This is a genomic window from Spirochaetota bacterium, from assembly GCA_034190085.1.
Classification (GTDB): Bacteria; Spirochaetota; UBA4802; order UBA4802; family JAFGDQ01; genus JAXHTS01.
In genome coordinates this window covers 24,413-44,724 of the sequence record JAXHTS010000078.1, presented here as the reverse complement: position 1 = coordinate 44,724, position 20,312 = coordinate 24,413, and the positions used below count along the sequence as shown (strand labels likewise).

Genomic DNA, 20,312 nt, shown 5'->3' with positions numbered 1-20,312 from the left:
TACAAAATTGTTACAAAAATATCAGCAACCATAACAAAAATAATTGATGAATTTATTAGGAACATATACTATGAGGTCAAAATTGAAAAAAATAATCCACTTTTACTAAAAAAATCAATGCAATATAAATTTATCTGACCTAATCAGATAATCACAATTGCCATATTACCTTCAAGTAATTCAATATATTTAAACCAGGAGATACTATTTGATGATACAAGAGAAAGACGAATATATACACGAGTATAAGAGGGGTAAAGATTGGATAGAATCATTCACTATTAATTTTATTGACAAGAAGAATAAATTCTTTGGTTTCGCTGATATAGATTATAGGTTTAGTAAAAATATAATAGAATTTACATGGCTGTTGCTTATAAATGGCAACAAATTTGAATACAACAATCAAATAAAATTTGATGAGAATGGGCGCAAGAAGAAGATAGCGGATGGCAATAATTATGTATATGAAATACTAACACCCTTTGATAACTTTGAATTGAGTCTGAATAATGACTATATAAAGTCCAAATTTAATATATCAGGCATATTTCCAATATATTTTTTCACTCCGCAACGGGCCAATAGCCCCTCCGATCAAAAACTATTGAAAGAGATTCAACTCTGGGAGCAATATGAGCAAAGATGTAAGATTACGGGTACAGCAACAATAATTGATGGAAAGGATAAAGGACTTGAAAAAAAGATCAACTGCTTTGGACAACGGGAGCATTCATGGGGCAAGAGATATATTGACAAGATAACTTGTCTTAGCAGGATTTCAATTCAATTCCGAGATATGGCCATGTTGCTCACATATATTGAATTAGATGGTGCACAATTCTCTAGAGGATTTGTTTCAAGAAAAAGCGGCAATATCCCTATCCAAAACATAGATTTCGAATCTATTTCTCTAAATCAAAATAAGCAGAGTTCAACATCCACCGAATTCTCATATAAGGATGCGCAGGATGATTTAGATCTCATAGTATCAAAAACCATCCATTCATTACAGATGCCTCTTCCTAAAAATTATAAAAATAAATTTATTAAATTAATAAATTATTCTGACTTTACTATAATAGGCACCAATAAAAAAGGTATAGGGATGGAAGATCATTTTATTTCATTAGAAAAACTAAAATCTATGGATTAAACATGTCAATCCTATTAACAAGGCTAAAGGATATACAGGCCTTTATATACATCTTAATATTCCTTCTAATCTTTAATATTGGTTTCAACCTATACTATGATTGGTATGGAATTTCTTTAATTGTACGGATGTATCTCTTTGTGTTTTCCTTTTATTTAATCTTCAACTTCTCCTCTGTCGAAACCTATTATCATAAGGAAAAATACGAGAATAGATACGGCAAAAGGGGCGGACTACTACTATTTCTCGAGTTAAGGATATTCCCATTTATACTAATCTATATAATCACTATCATCTTCACTTTTATTGATTATATTAGAGAACCCAATTGGCCATGGAATCCGATATTGAGTTTATTGAATGGCAGATATTCAAATCTTGTCATCTATTCGCTTCTTCTTTTACTCATATTAAAGCTAAAAAGAAGGCCTAGCATAACCATTCCTCTCTTCCTCTTTGTCTCAATCCTATATTTTATTTCAGATAAAATCATCTATTCCACTATTACATGCGGAACCGCTATCACCGCTATTAAGGCATTAAAATCAACGGCATTCCTTTACCTATTATTTTATGAATTCTTCAGGAAACCCATCCGACCACTTTTATACTCAATCGCTATAAGTATATTCATTTTCTTTTCAATAATTGTATTTCTATCAACCGTATTCAAATATTCCAATACACTCTCCTATCAAAAAAAGGAATCAGGGCTGCTTCTACTGCGATTCGGTTACACTTCACCAATACAAGAACTTAAGGATATAGTAATAGAGGAAATGGATTTTCATCTCTTTCAAAATCTATTAGTATTCGCTAATAAATATGAAATTGATATAGAATATAATAAGTCAAAATGGGAGGATCTACTCTTTTTAGGTACCTTAAACATGACTGACTTCATTTCAGGGTATATATTAAACAAAAATATAGATATCTCCTATAAAAAAATTGTCAGCTATGCTCATGACTACTCTCAGAAACCAAATACAGATCTTGAAAGCGCCCTTTTTTTCATAAAGTTATCCTCTAAATACCTTGATGGTAATGAGATCGATTTCTACAATAGATTAAACAATTCCAACAAGAAATTCAAGCTCTGGGGAATAGCTGTGTTAGCCGAACTTAAGAGTATAGAATCTATACCATTGTTACTCGAATTTCTTACAGATATCGACATAAAAATTTCAATGAACGCTTATAAGGCATTAAAACGGATTACTGGTCTCGATCCAGATAATGATAATAAATTAGGCATTAATGATCCTGAAACTATAATAGCCTTCAAGAAATATTACCTGATGCGTCACAATAAGGGTTAATAGGACATTCGTCACATAACGGGTTTCTGGCTACACATATACTTCTACCATGTTTAATAAATAAAAGATGAGCGGAAATCCAATCATCCTTTGGAATATATGATGTGATGGCCTTTTCCACTATATTAGGATTATTTGAATTTATATAACCTATCCTACCCGCAATCCTGAGTATATGGGTATCAACCGCAAAGGCAGGTTTGCCAAATCCTAATGAAAGAATTACATTGGCTGTTTTTCTCCCAATTCCAGGAAGGTGAACCAATTCCTTCAGGCTATCCGGCACCTTGCCATTATGATTTTTAATAATATCAATAGATAAATTTATAATATTTTTTGCCTTACTTCTGTAGAGGCCAACACTTCTAATTATATCTTCAACATCAGCCTGTGTAGCCAATGATAGATCATGAAAATCAGAATATCTACTAAAAAGATCCTTAATTACAGAATTAACCTGTTTATCGGTTGTCTGTGCAGAGAGGACAACAGCAATTACAAGCTCATAAATATTATTGAATGATAGTATAGTCTCCGGATTACCATAATACTCCTTAAGCTTCTCTATTATCTTCTTTGACCTGCTTTTCGTCATACCTAAGTAAGTCTTGTTACTTAATTTTCAAAGGATATTAATCCATTTAAGATATCAATTGACTTCTCAAGAGCAATAGCCCTATGACTTATTCGATTCTTCTCAGATAGCGATAATTGGGCCATGGTTTTTTTCATATGAGGAAGATAAAAAATTGGATCATAACCAAATCCATATTCCCCCTGTATATAATAAGAAATGATCCCATAACACTCCCCTCTGACTACATATTCCCTTGCATCAGGCATACAAATTGCAATAATGCATATAAACCTCGCTCCCCTCTTCTCAGCCGGCACATCTCTCATCTTTTCATGGATTAATATATTTCTAAATTCATCTGTAACCTCATCACCCGCATATCTAGCAGAATAGATCCCTGGCTCTCCTCCAAGAGCCTCTATCTCCAGGCCTGAATCATCCGCTAGTGCAGGGAGTCCTGTAAAATTTGAGATCACCCTAGCCTTCTTGAGGGCATTCTCCTCAAAGGTAATCCCATCCTCAACCACCTCAGGAACATCTTCAAATTCTTTTAAAGTCAAAATCTCTAGTCCTGTGATATGCTCAAATTTCTCTCTTATCTCTATAATTTTATTCGCATTCCTTGTTGCTATTACTAGTTTCATGTTTTTCAATAATGATATGAAAGTATGATTCACAGAAAGATATGGATACAAATCCATCATGACAACTGACAAGATGTTCAATTATTCAATCCCTATGCTAATCATTTTAAGCACTTCTGTATAATATAGAATTCAGTCAATAACCTCTTTCATCAGTCCACTTAATATAGCATTCTAATTTTTATCAATAATAAATTTTGATTGCATCCTAATTTATCAATGATATAACAGATGGCCAAAGTGTTAGGGATAAACATTTATGAAAAAACATTTCGAGGTTGCTATGTATATTGGGATTGATATTGGAGGAACACATATAAAGGCCGTCATCACAAACCAAAGCGGGGATACTATTGGATTTACAAAGACTTCAACTCCTAAAAGCGCTTGTTTAATCGAAAGCAAAATTATAAATATTATAAATAGTTTTACAAAATCACAATCAATTTCAATAAAAAAGATAAAATCTATTGGCATTGGAGCCGCTGGATCTATAGATAAACAAAAGGGGATTATTATAGCAAGCCCAAATATTCCTGTATGGGATAATTATCCATTAATAAAAAGGATAAAGGAGGCTACTGGAATTGTGACATTTCTTGAGAATGATGCAACAGCAGCCGTTATTGGAGAATGGTGGAAGGGACACGGCAACAAATTCAAAAACTGGATTATGTTAACACTGGGGACAGGGATCGGGGGAGGGGCAGTAATCAACAATCAGTTGTACACGGGGAAACAGGGAAGCGCTATGGAGTTTGGACACATAACAATTGATTATAATGGAAGAAAGTGTCCCTGTGGAAATAGGGGATGTTTAGAAATGTATGCCTCAGCAACAGCGTTAGTAAGAACAATTAGAAGGGAATTATGGAAATATACGGATTCTACTATTTACTCTCGTATTCATAAGGAGGAGCTCACCGCTAAAATAGTATATGAAGAGATAAATAGGGGCGATAAATTTGCATTTCAGACATTCCTAAAAGTATCAACCCTCCTGGGAATTGGAATTGCAAATCTGGTTAATATATTTAATCCAGAAGCGGTAATCATTGGAGGAGGATTATCTAGGGCTCATAAACTCATTCTTCCAGTCATAAAGGACGTTGTAGGAGAGAGAGCCTTGGATGGTTTAAAGGAGGATATTAAGTATTTGGTTGTAAAGGATGAAGATAAAAAAGCTGCACTGGGTGCAGCCAAGGTTGCAATTGACAATCAACAGAACCTTTGAAATTTTATAGATCCTTTATCCTGAATCCTTGCCCGAAACAGATAGATATTTTCCTTGACTTTTTTTAGAATAAAATAAAAATTTTCGTCATTAAAAACACCAAACTTAACAACAATAAATGTGATGGAAGAAAAATTAGAAAAAATCAGAAATGAGACTATTCAAGAAATATTTAAATCAAATAGTATTGAGGAATTAGAGACAATTCGAATTGATGTTCTGGGAAGGAAGGGAAGGCTAACAGGAATTTTGAGAGCATTAGGAGAGGTATCTCCAGAAAGAAGAGCAAGCTTAGGGAAAAAATCAAATGAAATAAAGAGAGAGATAGAGTCATCCATTGATAAAAGAAGAAATGAGCTTTCTGAATATAGAATTGATCAACTGCTTCAAGACGAATGGATTGATGTGACACTCAATACTTCAGACTCAACACACCGATTTAAACGAGGACATCTGCATCCTATTTCACAAATTCAATATGAGATAGAGGATATCTTCACGTCAATGGGTTTTGAAATCCTTGACGGACCAGAAGTTGAGACAGACTATTATAACTTTGAGGCCCTCAATATCCCCAAACATCATCCAGCAAGGGATATGCAGGATACCTTCTGGACAGAGGATGGGAATCTACTCAGAACTCATACATCCCCAATTCAGATCAGGGGCATGGAAAAACTAAGGCCGCCATTTAGGATTATTGGTCCTGGCAGAGCATTCCGATATGAGACCACTGATGCGTCCCATGAGAATACATTTCATCAGATTGAGGGTATGATGGTGGATAAGGATATATCTGTTGCCCATCTCATCTTCTTTATGAAGGTACTTCTTAATGAGATATTTAAAAAGGATATTACCATAAGGCTTCGACCTGGTTATTTCCCTTTTGTGGAGCCTGGATTTGAGTTGGATATACATTGCCTAATATGCGATGGCAAGGGGTGCAGTGTATGTAAATATAGCGGGTGGGTGGAGGTTCTTCCATGCGGTCTAGTTCATCCAAATGTATTAAGATATGGCAAAATAGATCCTGAGAACTGGTCAGGCTTTGCCTTTGGCCTAGGCCTGGACAGGCTAGTAATGATGAGATACGGCATAAACGATATAAGATACCTGTTAAGTGGCGATATCAGATTTGTGATACAATTTTAGGGAAATTTCATATGTGGCTTTCATTAAATATAACTTCAGACATTGTTGATATCAAAGACCTAGACTCCCAAGAGATAGCAGATAGACTTACTATGTCAACAGCTGAGATTGATGACATCGATTACTTAAATCATCATCTAAAGAGTATATTTACAGCAAGGATTATTGATATTCTTCCTCATCCCAATGCTGATAAGTTGACATTAGTTGATCTTGATACAGGCAGAGGGAGTATCCGCGTTGTATGCGGGGCGTCAAATCCTATGAAAGGCGATATTGTGGCAATGGCCACCATTGGCACAAGGTTTACGGAAGATTTTATCGTAAAGAAAACCACTATTAGGGGTGAAGAATCCAATGGGATGCTATGCTCGGAAAAGGAACTTGGGCTATCGGATGATCATTCAGGATTAATGATCCTTCCGAAAAATACGCCCTTGGGCCTATCCCTTAGCGAACTCTTCCCTCATTGGATGGATACAAGATTTGAGATTGACAACAAATCCATAACCCATAGGCCTGACCTCTGGGGCCATGTAGGATTTGCTCGAGAGATAGCCGCAATATTCGGTCGAGACATCAGGGATGTTATTGATTATAACATTCAACAATCATTTAGGGATACTGACAGGCTAATTGTTGCTATAAAAAATCCAGATGCGGCTCCTCGTTATTGCGGATTGCTTATCAGAAACATTGAGATTAAAGAATCACCTGACTGGCTAAAAGCAAAGGTTATCGCCATTGGCATGCGCCCTATCAACAATATTGTGGATATTACAAATTATGTGATGGCAGAGATTGGTGAGCCGATGCACGCCTTTGACAGGAACAAACTTAAGGGAGATAGTATCGTTGTCAGGATGGCAAAGGATGGAGAATCACTGAACACCATAGATGGTATGACTCGGATATTAACCCCTGATGATATTGTGATAGCTGACCAGGTTGCTCCGATCGCCCTTGCTGGTGTGATGGGAGGCATAGATAGCGAGATTGATAGCGGAACTTGCGAAATAGTGCTTGAGGCGGCTAATTTCAATCCAATAAGGATAAGAAAGACCTCCAGTAGATTTAACCTCAGAACAGAGGCAGCTATCAGATTTGAAAAATCCTTAGATCCCAATCTCTGTTCATCTGCAATATTTAGATGTTATGATTTAATTAAGCGACTCATCCCTAAAGCGGAGGCTTCAACCCCAATTGTGGACTCATACCCAGGAAAGCCAAACAAAATATATGTAAATACGAGCTATGATTTCATAAGAAAAAGGCTTGGGATTGACATGGATGATAAAAGAATAAATAATATTTTAACATCCCTGGATTTTAAAATACAAAACAAAAATGATGACATTAGGATCGAGATCCCCTCACACAGGGCAACTGGAGATATATCAATACCTGAAGACATTGTGGAAGAGGTGGGTAGAATCTACGGATATGATAATATTTCCCCAAAAGCCCCTTACGTTCCTTGTATTACACCCCACAAGAATGAGATGAGATCTTTTGAAAGGCTTATCAAGGAGATTCTGACAAGGGATCACAATATAGTGGAAGTAAGCAACTACTCCTTTGTGAGCGAGAAGCTCCTCAATCTATTAAAGACCAACGAGGACAAGGAGCTTCACCTCAAAAATCCGCTTTCCCAGGAACAGGATAGATTGAGAAGGAGTCTAATCCCAAATCTAATCAATAATATTGAACTGAATCAGAGATATAACGAAACATTTAGGATCTTTGAGTTGGGGAGGGTGTATCTAAAGGAGAAGAGAAAGTCCTCTGAGCTTGCTCGTGAAGAGAGATATGTTTCAGGACTAGTATTTTCAAAGAAGGCAGAAGACCCCCTATTTTATGATGCAAAGAACATAGTGATAGATCTATTGGAACAGCTAAGCATTATGAACGTGAAATATTCACCAGCTAGGACCGGCCTGCCATCATATGCACATCCCGCAAGATCAATGAACGTACTGATAGATAACAAAAATATAGGGTTAATCTTTGAACTCCATCCAGAGATTATAGATAGATTTGAGATAAAGGGCAAGGCAGGAATTTTCGATCTTAATGTGTCAATATGCTTTAATAGCCAAAAAAGGGAAAAAATATTTGTGGATCTACAAAAGTATCCTGAGGTTCCCTTTGAGATTTCCGTATTGGCTGATAAATATCAAAATATAGATAGTATTAGCTCAATAATTCAAAAGAGTAATAGCGATTGCATCAAAAGCGTTGATGTGATATCGATCTATGATAGAAATCCCATCCCAGAAGGGATGAAGTCCGTCTCCTTCAAGATTGTATTTGCATCCAGGGATAAGACCCTCTCCCCTGATGAAATTGATATGCATCAAAAGAGGGTAATAGGAGACCTAAAAAAGAATGGTTATCAATTGAGATAAGATAGTGTCTCTCGCTAATGTATAGCTACATATAAATTGTGTACTTTTTGCTACTCTTTAATTTCCAGTTTTAGCTCCAAATAAGATCTTCTCTCGAATCTCTTAAGGCCAAGTTCCTCAGCTAGAGCGAATAACTCACTCTCTGTACTCTCTCTATCACCCCCCATCTTTTCCAGTTCAACAAAATCCCCAACACCATCTACCCTATCAACGCATATCTCAACATTGTTTAGGATGTAGATATCCCTCACTTTTACAACATTATCAACCTCAACAAATCCAATCTCATTTAATATGCTCTTCATTGCAGAGAGTTCATTGAACAGAACCTCCTCCTCAAATCTTGACTTACTCCTTTTGCCTAACTTCGGCCCCTTATAGGTCAAAGTATATGTATTATCTTCAATTCTTATTCTCAACGCTTCATCTGTCTCTGCAAAATCTCGACATGGATGACTGTAATAGATGTCCCTCTCTCTTACTCTTTTGAACATTACTCCACCAAGTGAGACAATCCTGTTAATAACCTCATTGCGATTATCACACCATGCCTTTATCTCAATCTCCAGCACAATAGCACTCATCTCCTTTTAGTAATCGGCCCATTTATAGAAAGTCCCTCTCCCCCAAGAAATTTTTTTCTCTTCCCTTCCACCATAATCATTATACTATCAATATTGTCAAATTGAGTTATGGTGTATAATATCTGATCAATCCTCATGAGAAGGATATCTCCATTAGCATTCTCTTCAATCGCTCTATTAAAATCCAAGATAGCGCATTGATCCTTCAATTCATATTCCTTTAATTTCAGATTACTTGGCACAGCGGTCAGGAGTCCTCTTCCCCTCTCGTTTTCCTCAGGTCCTTTTATCAATTCATTCATTGCTACCCTTATATTCAATTTTCCCCTTGATCTCCTAATTACTGGCTCAAGTGAAACCCTTTCGCTAAGTTCATTATATTTCACCAGATATATTCTATATTCATTTACTGCTTTCTTATCCTCTATTATTGAACTTGTCACATGGTTACTATTCGTATTCATTATTTCTATATCCCTTGATTCTTTCTCACTATTCTTTCTATTGACAACAACATCTTGCACTGATATCTCTCTTGAAACAACGTCCTTTCTTTCCAGACCATTTTGATCCTTACCATAATATTCATTCAATAAAAGCACTATCATAGTAACAAGCGCCATTATAGCCAGTACATAGTATGGTGTTTTGTCTCTACCATCCCCACCAACCCCAGACCTTGAGCCAGCTTTTTTCGTTGTCTTAGCTACTTTAGCCTTGCCCTTTGACCTTCCCTTTGCAGAGGATCTTTTATCTGATGGTACCCTACCTGCCATCTCTCCGGTCCCTCCATCCAAGCTGAAAATGTATTCAAGTATAATTTAACATATAATAGTAAATACTTGATATAGAGATTAAGGGCTCTAATTTTCAACTGCAATCACTTTTTCTCTTAATTATTACTTAAATCGCTAGCATCTTCACCCTTATACCAAAGGCAAGACTGATGAACGGATCTACTCGATAGCACGAGAAAATTAAATTGCACGATGAAAAAAGTGTTGCCTACAATTAACAAAATGCTAAAAGTTATTAATATGGAAATAAATCCTAATACTAAAATTTGTATAAATTCGCATACTAGACTTTACTGCATTTTTGGAAATCCAGTAAAGCACTCTTTATCCCCGATTATACAAAATTCCGCCTTCATTTCATCAGGTATAAATTCAGTATACATAGCTTTTGAGGTCAATAATATCAAGGATGCAATCTCGGCTATGAAAATATTACATATTAGTGGAGCAAGCGTTACAATACCCTTTAAGAGAGACGCTATAAACTATCTTGATGAAATTGATCCTTTAGCGCAATCAATCGGCTCCATCAATACGCTTATAAACTCCAATGGTAAAATAATGGGCTATAATACCGATGGATATGGAGTTATTTCTTCTCTAATACAGAAGGGGATTGATATTAAGAAATCTAGTTTTTTAATAATTGGAAACGGCGGATCTGCTAGAGCAATAGCATTTACACTCCTCAACTATGGAGCCAAGATCATTATTGCGGGCAGAAATGAAAATAGAATCATCCATCTGGTGAATGATCTTAATGAGAATAGTTATAATGTTGAATATAGACTAATTAAAAATATTACACACACATTTATAGAAGAAGTGGATGTAATAATAAACACCACTCCAGTTGGAATGACACCGGATATCACTTCAACTCCACTGGATGAAGGGTTCATATTGAAAAGGCATACTATCTTCGATATCGTCTATTCCCCTCCGAATACAAAATTATTACGGATTGGGGCAGAAAAGGGATGTAAAACAATCCCAGGCATTGAAATGCTCCTACATCAGGGAGCAAAACAGTTCGAGATATGGACAGGGATAAAGGCTCCATATGATATTATGAAGAGATCCCTAGAGAAATATATCTAAAATACTACTTACCATGAAATCGATAGCAGAAAGACTGAATATACTTACAGATAACGAAAAGACGGGTTATCTGCAATATTTGAACTACTCACTTAAAAACATGGAGTATCTATGTAAGCATTACGGGAATCCACATAACAAATTAAAGATTGTACATATCGCTGGCACAAATGGAAAGGGATCAGTGGCATATATGCTCAATAGCATATTGATATCCGCTGGTTATCGGGTCGGATTATATCTATCTCCACATCTATCAAGGATTAATGAAAGAATTAAAATTAATAATATTGAAATCTCAAGTAAAAGACTACATGAATACATCGACGAATTGTATAAATTGCTATCAACCATGAAAGATATTCAGCCTACATATTTCGATGTTCTCACGCTTTTTGCCTTTAGGTATTTCAGTGAAGAGGAGATAGACATTGCCATAATCGAGGCTGGACTTGGCGGCAGGCTAGATTCTACAAATATAGTCTCCCCCTTAATCTCAATAATTACTGATATATTTCTTGATCATAAATCCATTCTTGGGAATACTCTAAAGAAGATAACCCAGGAGAAGGCTGGCATAATCAAACCAAATTCCATTGTTATAACATCAAATAAAAAAAAGGATATACTTGATATTATTATCAAAAAATCGATTGAATCTTGTTCAAGATTATATGTATTAAATAAAGATTTTCAGGTTAAGCGAATTAGAGAACTTGTGGGCAAGGGCTTTACCTACGATTTAAGCTCAATTAATGATACTCATATAAATGATGGGAATCCTCTAAACCTCTATATCAAGGATATTGAACTCAAAATCCCATCTAAATTCCAGATCACAAACTCAACACTTTCAATCGCTACATCACACCTTCTGAAGGAGTTCGGTTTTAAGATAGAAGAGAGTAATATTATTGATGGGATTAAGAGAGTAAGGATTCCAGGTAGATTTCATATAATATCTAAAAAGCCTTTAATAATATTTGATCCAGCTCATAATCCGGCTGCCCTAAAAACCATAATAAATACCATTAATAAAAACTATCAAGATAAACAGATCATGATAATCCTCTCAATTATGCAAGATAAGGATTATTCAATAATATTAAAATTACTATTTAAAAATCTTTCAAATAAAATATATTATTTTGAGCTGAATGATGAAAGATGCCTTAAAATTTCTGAAGAAAAAATTCATAAACAAAATTCTCTATATCATGATATTCAGGTATTTAAAAATTCCCTTGATTTAACCAAGGCTTTGCGAAATGACATAACAGCGGATAGCCTGCTACTTTTTACCGGCACCTTTAGATTATTTGATCTGGCAAAAAAGGTTACTTCAACATTACAGGATACGCATCCTTAGAAAGGAAGCTCCTATACTGAGTCATCCATAGTGTCAGACAGCTCGTTAAGATGAAAGACATTTTTGTTTTGTTCTCCATAATTTCACCAAACCGATTTAATGAGAAAAAATAATGAAAAACGAAATAAATAAACTCATTTTATCAATAAAAGACTCGTTAAAGGAGTATACAGAGGGCAACATATCCTTTGAGGAGGCAAGGGATGAATACCTGAAATTACTTAATAGATATAACATCTTGGAGAAGAAAAACAGAAGCCACGAGGGTCTTAATATTCTACAAGGTCTGTGCTATTATCACAACTCTGAAAACTATTCCATATTTACTGCTGTTTATCAAATAAATACAATGGATATTACACCTATAGCCTACTATGGAGACAATAAACTGAATTCTAAAACAATTCATGTATTACAAGAAAACATATTTAAGATCATGGGGGAAGATATCCTAACAATTCCACCAAATAACAGCATTTTGCATCATTCAACTCATATATACCCTCTAACTTCTGAGAAAAAAAACAAAATAATTTTTATAAACTTGTCATCATCCATATATTATTCAAATGAAAAATTTATTATTATTGGAGAACTACTCAATAAGCTGTTATCTAATACATCTATTATTGCAAGTCCAATTACCTTCAACTATTTTGAAACAGTGACCAGTGATATTGATAGTTACTGTCGTAAAAATGTAAATGATGAATACTACATAACTGCAGAACTCTTTATATTCAATAATATTGTTAACATTTTTAACCATTTGGGGATACTATCGTTATTAGAGTCTTCTGAGATGATCATTGACACACTTAAGAAAAATTCTGCACAAGATTCAAGATGTTATGCCCTTTCGTTAAAAGAATATATTGTCCTATCAAAACTGATGAAAGGTGATAAGACTCATAACCAAAAAAATAAAAATATCGAATTTTTATATCAGGATATCTCAATTCCCTTTGCCACCATCACATTTAAGATTGATACTGAAAATTCAATCTATAATCTTTGGGAAAAGGTTTTTGTCTTTGAGGAATATATCTCTTCTGGAGACATAAAGTGAATAGATATTCGCAAGTAGTTGTTATTGGATCAAGCGATGATAATTCATATGCTAATGAGGCCTATCAGATTGGTAAATACATTGCATCAAAGGGATGGGTACTCATCTCAGGCGGCAGAGGTGGTATTATGGAGGCAGTATCCAAGGGCGCCAGAGAGGAAGGCGGAATTGTAATTGGCATAATACCTGAATCAGATCATGAATCTGCAAATAAATACTGCAATATAGTCATACCAACTGGAATAGGTTATGCAAGGAACATGATAAATGTCCTTTCGGGCGATGCAATAATATCAATTGGAGGAAAATCCGGCACCCTTTCAGAACTAGCTTATGGATGGCAATTTACAAAGCCAATTATTCTATGTGCTTTCACGGGCGGATGGAGTGAAAGGTTGTCATTGACAACCTCCATCGATAATAGGAAAAGGGACTTATTCCACATCGCGAAGAATCTGAGTGACGTATACATGCACCTGGATAATGTTCTAAATAAAAAGTAAAGTAACCTCTTAACAAATTAGCGTCAATCTCGACCTGTTCATGGTTAATCACAGTATTATCATCAATTGTAAGTAATCAAATTTGAATAATAATCAATATCGTCCTTTTTCATGATTATTATTCTACCATCCCGTTGCTGGCCGATATTATTTTTTTCAATGAACTCTATCCCCTTCTTCAGGATGCTCTTGGCCTTGTATCTTTTTTCCATATTTAGATGTTGCAAAAAATGCTCAATAGCTTTTCGAGCATCATCCATAGCAAGTTCATAGTTATTTTCTCTAATAATCCTGCAAAAGATATAATGTGGAAAAATATATGAATCTGTTTTCCACTTAAGGTTTATGATGTCAGTGATATGTGAAATAAATTTATCTGTATTTAATAAATCAGATGTGATGATTGGATCAGAGAAATTAACCCTTGCCCTGTTATTAAGCACATTCTTGACAGTTAATACTTTTGTTGAATCATTATTATTCACCAAGGGTCTTTGATAATATGAGACCTCAATTGGTATAAGGGCGATCTCTTCCGAATTCTTATATAGAGATTTCATAATAAGTGAAGGAAAATCCTGATCAATTTTTCCAATCTTCCCATCTTTTGATATCTCTAACTCTGGGAAGAAAAGTACCTGTACCCCATGTTCAATTAAAGTGGATAAATAGGTCTCAGTAATTTCCCTGTAAATAGGATTGTAAAGTCTGTTCGTATCTATGACATATCCACCCATTAGCTTTAGAAAATATCTCTTAAATCTGCTATTTATTATGCATTTATCCACAAAGAACCTGGGCACGTGAAGTCTATATTTATCAATAGCCATACCTATATAAGCAAAGTCATAATAACTTCTATACGTAGACACATAAACAACATGAGAGGTGTTGATTATTTTCTGTACGATCTTCAGGTGTCCGGATATCTTAATATTGTTTCCAAACATTCTCTTGCCATAGGATTTAAGATATAATATATTCTTCAGATTGATTAACTTTACATATTTAACAAAAAGCTTGAACGCTATATAATTAAAATTATCACATGTCTCCTCCACATATAATTTACAAATATCCTCCAAGACTCTTTCAAAATTTCTGTTATCTATCTGCTTGAATAATGTACATTCCTTTTCAATGAATTCCCTATTGTGTTTATAATTTATACTATCTTCATTTACAATATTATTTAGAATTGAACTCTTGGTATCCAATATTTTTTTCTTAAAATCATCATTTTCAGTCATTCTAGCGAGAGCGTTTGAGACTATAATGTTCTTAAAAATAGTGCCCCTTGCCTTCTCCATACCCCTCTTTCTCTTTGAAACCTGAATCCTAGAACTCTCAAATATCTCCTCAAATCTTTCTGGATTTTTAACTGTTTGAATCAGAAGTTCTGGATCACGCTTATTTAACAGGATCTCATACAGGGACTTATAAACGGGTATAGAAATATTTGCTTTGTCAGCCAACTCAATTATTGGTTCAATAGCATAAGCACCCTCTGCTAAATAATTAAATCTTTGACTCATCTTTTCAAGAACAGTATCTGGACGAAATCGCATTAAAAGTTTATCGTACAGGCCTATTGACTTCCCTGTCTGCACAATTTGTTCAGCAATATCCTTTCCAAAGCGTCTGTTTCTGCTGAGATCACTCAGAGAAGTAGTGATAAGGTCTCCCAAGCCTGAGATGTCAAAAAGTGTTTCCTCTCTTACATTAAAAAGACTACATATCTTCAATATCTCCTTAAATGCCTCTGATATCAGAGCACCTGAAAGATTGTCCCCACAGCGCGGTAGGATGCTAATCATACCTACAGCAATTGCAGCAGGATTTTTCAAGGCCCCTCCCAACTCTACGCCTTTAATGTCATCGGTTTCTCTGCATCCAATATAACTACAGGAAAGGAGTTTTACAAATACCTCCCTGGTCTCTCTAAATATACCCGCAACAGTTATACATGTTTGGAATCCATCACCCACCTCTTCGGCATGGCTTGGTCCATATATAGCTGCAACTCTTCCCTCAAGAAAGGGTATAGCCTTGGTGATCGTATCAGATATAGTAAGTATTTCATTATTTACCCTGCAAAAGCCCTTTGAGAGATAACCCAAATGTGAATTAACGGATATATATTTTTCAATCCTTAAACTAGTATCATAAACAGCCTTTGATGGAGTGGCAAGTAGAACAATATTTGATTCTTCCAAAGAATACTTTAGATTGTTGGTTACTATAACATTGCTAGGCAGCTTGACCCCAGGTAGGTATAAGCTATTCTCTCTAGTCTCATTAATCAAATTAATTACTGATTTCCCTCTAGCCCATAATTTTATTGTAAGCACAGGATTATTCTCTGCTATCACTTTTGCAATTGCAGTACCCCAAGAACCTGCTCCAATAATTGTTATTTTGTCATCATTAATATAAGTCATTTTCTCTAATTAACAAATTTTGCATATTAAATCAATAAGATAGTCTTAAATAAGTCAATCTTCAAATCAGAAAGGGATATAATAGCATTTGCATTTTGATATGTCCATTAAAAACTAAAAAAAGGGGAAATCATGATCCCCTTTAAAAATTTATAATATTTATACTTTTATTTATAAAATTTCAAGGTAATCCTTTAACTTTCTTGCTCTTGTAGGATGCCTTAATCTTCTTAATGCTTTAGCCTCAATCTGTCTTATCCTCTCTCTCGTTACTTTAAATACATATCCCACCTCTTCCAGTGTATGTGAATATCCATCATCAAGGCCAAATCTCATTCTTAATACCTTCTGTTCCCTTGCAGGAAGGGTATTTAAAACTGAATCGATCTGTTCAGCCAACAGCCTAAAGGCTGCTACACTAGCAGGTGAATCGACCTCTTTATCCTCAATAAAATCACCAAGCAATGAATCCTCTTCCTCTCCTACCGGAGTCTCCAATGAAATAGGTTCTCGTGCAATATTCTTCACACCCTTCACCCTGTTTACTGGCCAGCCAAGCCTATCTGCCAACTCCTCTGATGTTGGTTCTCTGCCATATTCCTGCTGAAACAACCTTGTCTCTCTCATTACCTTATTTATCTGTTCGATCATATGAACAGGAACACGAATAGTCCTGGCCTGATCAGAAATGGCCCTTGTAATAGCCTGTCTTATCCACCATGTTGCATAAGTTGAAAACTTATAACCCTTCCTATATTCAAACTTATCCACTGCTTTGATTAAGCCTATGTTTCCTTCCTGTACCAGATCAAAAAAATGCATACCTCGATTTGCATACTTCTTTGCAATGGAAACAACCAATCTCAAATTTGCTTTTATTAACTCCTTTTTGGCAATGGAAATTTTTCTCTGACCGAGGTCTATCTGCTTCCCCCACTCAATTATTGTCTCAGATGAAGAACCAGAATCCTGTTCAATCCTTCTTATCTTTCTCTCATTATTTCTAATATCTTTCACCAGTTGGAAGAGTTCTTCTTTATCCTTAATTTTCAGTTCTCCAAGGATTTGATCAACATTTTCACCCTTTTCTACTTTACGTACAAGATGCTTGATCTCTTTTATTGTCTTGCCATAACTTCTCTCAATATTTGTAAATAAATCATATGTATCATGAATTCTTGAAACCATAGACTGGATCTTATTAGCAAGCTTTGATATCTCATCCTCATTTATTCCAATCTCCCAAGCTGCATTTCTTATCGATTCCATCAATTTACTTTTTTTATCATCATATTCTGATGCCTTCTTGGAATCCTCATCTATCTTTTTCATTTTGCTTTCAAGATGTAATACCTTTTTATCACCAGAGAGTATTATGTTCATTTTTTCATTATACCGTCTCTCAAGCTCCTTCATATCAACAGATGAAAAGTAATATAGCTTATTAACTTTCATTATATCAGTTAGTTTAATCTTTCCGGCCTTAACCTTAGGATAACTCTTAATCAATTCATTAATAAACAACATAGAGTTGAGAACCGCATTCTCAATTAGAATCTCTCCCTCCTCAATTTTTTTTGCTAAATCGACCTCCTCATCTCCTGATAGAAGAGAGACCTTACCAATCTCTCTCAAATAAAGCCGAATTGGATCATCAATAGATGAGGCTTCCCTTGGGCTAGAGGATGTTGTTCTCTTTTGTAAGGTGTTGCCTTTTCCTTTTTGATTTAGAGTAATTGACTTTCTTGATGTTTCCTCCACAACCTCAATGCCCAATTGATTTAAGAGAATAAAGACATCATCTATTTTATCTGAATTTAACAGCTTATCAGGTAAAATCTCATTAAACTCATCATATGTTATTTCGCCATTGGATTTTCCTAACTGTATTAATTTATTCACCTCGTCAATTTTCTCTAAAACTAATTCTTCTTCCTTCATAATTCTCCTTGTAAAACCTCTGTTAAGATTTTTAAAACTTGCGACGACGCAGAATTGGAATTATTATTTATATAGATTCTTAGGCAATAATAAAGCTAAGGTTGGTATATTTATATTATCTTATTATAGAGATAGGGTGATAACTTCTCCTTTTCTCGTCGTAACACATCGATCTCAGCTAAATATTCATTCACTTCAATTTTTTTAGAATAATCCGGATTTTGTATCATACTTATGTATCGATTTATTTTCTGATCAATTTGATACAATTTTATATTTAAATATAACTGATTATATACTCCATCAGGACTATCAATTATATCACACCTAAAGAGACTGTCCTGAAAAAAATCTCGCGTCTTTCCTTCAGAGAAAAAATCAAACATTCTGTCAATAGAAATTTTTTCACTATTATAGAAAAGATCAATTAATTTTTTATAAATATCTTTTATAATAGGATCTATAAATTCATTTTCCGTGAAATCCAATATCGCTCTTTCAATAAGTTCTGGATAATTACATAATAAGAGGATCAATTCTCTATGGCTTCTTGTAAGGTAGTTTATACTATCTGTATTTGAGTTATTATTATCTAATTTTGTTTCATATTTATTTCCCCTGGCAATAAATTTTTTGTAATCTTCCCTTATTGAATTCTCATCAACCTTTAAATGAGAACTGACCTTCTTGAAATATATATCCCGTTCTGTCTCATATTTTATATCTTTAATAATATTAAATACTTTAAATAGAATAGTTAGCCTATCCTCATTTTGATAATCAGCAAATGCCATCTCAATTCTAAACTCTAGGGGCTTTAGACTTGAATCCACAACAACCATGAATTCTCTAACCCCCCTATTGATTATAAACTCAAATGGATCACCCTCTGGTAATACTGCGATCCTAGCCTCAATACTTATATCCTCTAACGTCTCCAAAGAACGTAAAGATGCCCTAAATCCAGATGAATCAGCATCAAATAATAATATTACTTCATTGCAAAATCTTGCCAAAAGCCTTATCTGAGACGAGGTCAACGCGGTACCTAAGGGAGCAACGACATTCTTTATTCCAGCCTGATGACATCCAATTACATCAAGATACCCCTCTACTACAATTGCTCTATCCAATTGCTGAATGTATTCCTGTGCAATATTCATGCCATAGAGCACCTCTCTCTTCTTAAAGAGAGATGACTCAGGAGAATTGATATATTTTGGTTCTCCATTTCCTATTATTCTTCCACCAAAACCGATTACATCATTGCTTCTACTAAATATGGGAAATATAATCCTATTTCTAAACCTGTCATAATAATTACTATTTCCACCCTTTTCTGATACTCCAATAAGTCCAACCTCAGAGGGCAATGATAATGGAATATTCATATCTTTAAAGTGATTTGTAAGGAAGTTCCATGAATCAGGAGAAAAACCCAACCTAAATTCTATAATACTCTCTTTGGATATCCCTCTATTCATTAAATACCTGCGACCCTCTCGTCCGAACTCTGCTTTTATCGATTTATGATAGTGATTCATCGCTTCATAATTAATCTTTTTCAATCTATCGAACTGTTCCCCACCTCCCCTATTTGTTTCCCCCTTAACCTCAACACCTACAAGACCTCCGATGAATCTGACACTCTCTGGAAAATTTAACCTTTCAATCCTTGAAATAAAAGAAAATACATTTCCCCCTATATGGCACCCAAAACAATAAAAAATCTGTTTATCTGGCGAAACGGTAAAGGATGGGGTTTTTTCCTTATGAAATGGACAGAGAGCGGTATAATTCTTCCCCTTCCTCTTTAAAGAAGGAACGTATCTACTCACTATTTCCTCTATCTGTGCTCTCTCCCTTATTCTCTCTATGATCTCTCTTGATATCAACATAACCTACATAGATCTAATATTAAGATTCAAAAGACTTTTGCGATAAATATATTGTACCCTACTACAATAGGGTTACTCTCATTTACTATCCCATATTCTGTAGAATTATATAC

16 protein-coding genes are annotated in these 20,312 nt (G+C 34.8%); 9 read left to right on the top strand and 7 right to left on the bottom strand.

Annotated features, from left to right (window positions below; genetic code table 11):
* Nucleotides 1-211: 211 nt before the first annotated feature.
* Together SVZ03_16260 and SVZ03_16255 are read left to right on the top strand one after the other, a co-directional pair.
* Nucleotides 212-1,156 carry a hypothetical protein gene (locus SVZ03_16260; GenBank protein MDY6935759.1) on the top strand — a complete coding sequence of 315 codons (945 nt, stop codon included), beginning with the start codon at nt 212-214 and terminating at the stop codon, nt 1,154-1,156.
* 2 nt (nt 1,157-1,158) lie between these two features.
* The gene (locus SVZ03_16255; GenBank protein ID MDY6935758.1) at nt 1,159-2,478 is read left to right on the top strand and encodes a hypothetical protein; all 1,320 of its coding nucleotides are present in this window, start codon (nt 1,159-1,161) and stop codon (nt 2,476-2,478) included.
* Here SVZ03_16255 and nth read toward each other — a convergent pair.
* A complete protein-coding gene (nth, locus tag SVZ03_16250; GenBank protein MDY6935757.1) occupies nt 2,441-3,073 on the bottom strand; it encodes an endonuclease III in 633 nt (210 codons plus the stop codon). The genes SVZ03_16255 and nth overlap by 38 nt on opposite strands.
* Nucleotides 3,074-3,093: 20 nt before the next feature.
* On the bottom strand, nt 3,094-3,699 hold the full coding sequence (locus SVZ03_16245) for an XTP/dITP diphosphatase (GenBank protein ID MDY6935756.1): 606 nt from the start codon (nt 3,697-3,699) through the stop codon (nt 3,094-3,096).
* 259 nt (nt 3,700-3,958) lie between these two features.
* Between SVZ03_16245 and SVZ03_16240 the strand changes: the two genes are divergently transcribed.
* The 3 genes from SVZ03_16240 (at nt 3,959) to pheT (ending at nt 8,496) form a co-directional block, all read left to right on the top strand.
* The gene (locus SVZ03_16240; GenBank protein ID MDY6935755.1) at nt 3,959-4,933 is read left to right on the top strand and encodes an ROK family protein; all 975 of its coding nucleotides are present in this window, start codon (nt 3,959-3,961) and stop codon (nt 4,931-4,933) included.
* Between the two features lie 114 nt (nt 4,934-5,047).
* A complete protein-coding gene (pheS, locus tag SVZ03_16235; protein ID MDY6935754.1) occupies nt 5,048-6,088 on the top strand; it encodes a phenylalanine--tRNA ligase subunit alpha in 1,041 nt (346 codons plus the stop codon).
* Between the two features lie 11 nt (nt 6,089-6,099).
* On the top strand, nt 6,100-8,496 hold the full coding sequence (gene pheT / locus SVZ03_16230; GenBank protein ID MDY6935753.1) for a phenylalanine--tRNA ligase subunit beta: 2,397 nt from the start codon (nt 6,100-6,102) through the stop codon (nt 8,494-8,496).
* A gap of 50 nt (nt 8,497-8,546) precedes the next feature.
* Here pheT and cyaB read toward each other — a convergent pair whose 3' ends face one another.
* A complete protein-coding gene (cyaB, locus tag SVZ03_16225) occupies nt 8,547-9,080 on the bottom strand; it encodes a class IV adenylate cyclase (GenBank protein MDY6935752.1) in 534 nt (177 codons plus the stop codon).
* The gene (locus SVZ03_16220; GenBank protein MDY6935751.1) at nt 9,077-9,856 is read right to left on the bottom strand and encodes a GerMN domain-containing protein; all 780 of its coding nucleotides are present in this window, start codon (nt 9,854-9,856) and stop codon (nt 9,077-9,079) included. Before SVZ03_16220 ends, cyaB begins: the two co-directional genes overlap by 4 nt.
* A 213-nt stretch (nt 9,857-10,069) precedes the next feature.
* Between SVZ03_16220 and aroE the strand changes: the two genes are divergently transcribed.
* The 4 genes from aroE to SVZ03_16200 all read left to right on the top strand — a co-directional run bounded on the left by aroE (nt 10,070) and on the right by SVZ03_16200 (nt 13,919).
* The gene (aroE, locus tag SVZ03_16215) at nt 10,070-10,978 is read left to right on the top strand and encodes a shikimate dehydrogenase (GenBank protein MDY6935750.1); all 909 of its coding nucleotides are present in this window, start codon (nt 10,070-10,072) and stop codon (nt 10,976-10,978) included.
* Nucleotides 10,979-10,991: 13 nt separating this feature from the next.
* Nucleotides 10,992-12,347: a Mur ligase family protein gene (locus SVZ03_16210; protein ID MDY6935749.1), complete on the top strand. Its 1,356-nt coding sequence runs from the start codon at nt 10,992-10,994 to the stop codon at nt 12,345-12,347.
* Nucleotides 12,348-12,459: 112 nt separating this feature from the next.
* Nucleotides 12,460-13,416, top strand: a complete 957-nt coding sequence (locus SVZ03_16205) for a hypothetical protein (GenBank protein ID MDY6935748.1) — start codon at nt 12,460-12,462, stop codon at nt 13,414-13,416.
* Complete coding sequence (locus SVZ03_16200; protein MDY6935747.1) at nt 13,413-13,919, top strand: TIGR00725 family protein; 507 nt, start codon at nt 13,413-13,415, stop codon at nt 13,917-13,919. Before SVZ03_16205 ends, SVZ03_16200 begins: the two co-directional genes overlap by 4 nt.
* A gap of 62 nt (nt 13,920-13,981) precedes the next feature.
* On the opposite strand, the gene SVZ03_16195 is transcribed toward SVZ03_16200, so the two are convergent.
* The 3 genes from SVZ03_16195 to dnaG all read right to left on the bottom strand — a co-directional run bounded on the left by SVZ03_16195 (nt 13,982) and on the right by dnaG (nt 20,199).
* Nucleotides 13,982-16,360 carry an NAD(P)H-dependent glycerol-3-phosphate dehydrogenase gene (locus SVZ03_16195; GenBank protein MDY6935746.1) on the bottom strand — a complete coding sequence of 793 codons (2,379 nt, stop codon included), beginning with the start codon at nt 16,358-16,360 and terminating at the stop codon, nt 13,982-13,984.
* Nucleotides 16,361-16,531: 171 nt separating this feature from the next.
* Nucleotides 16,532-18,301 carry an RNA polymerase sigma factor RpoD gene (rpoD, locus tag SVZ03_16190; GenBank protein ID MDY6935745.1) on the bottom strand — a complete coding sequence of 590 codons (1,770 nt, stop codon included), beginning with the start codon at nt 18,299-18,301 and terminating at the stop codon, nt 16,532-16,534.
* 110 nt (nt 18,302-18,411) lie between these two features.
* Nucleotides 18,412-20,199 (bottom strand): DNA primase, encoded by a 1,788-nt coding sequence (dnaG, locus tag SVZ03_16185; GenBank protein ID MDY6935744.1) that lies wholly within the window; start codon nt 20,197-20,199, stop codon nt 18,412-18,414.
* Nucleotides 20,200-20,312 lie beyond the last annotated feature (113 nt).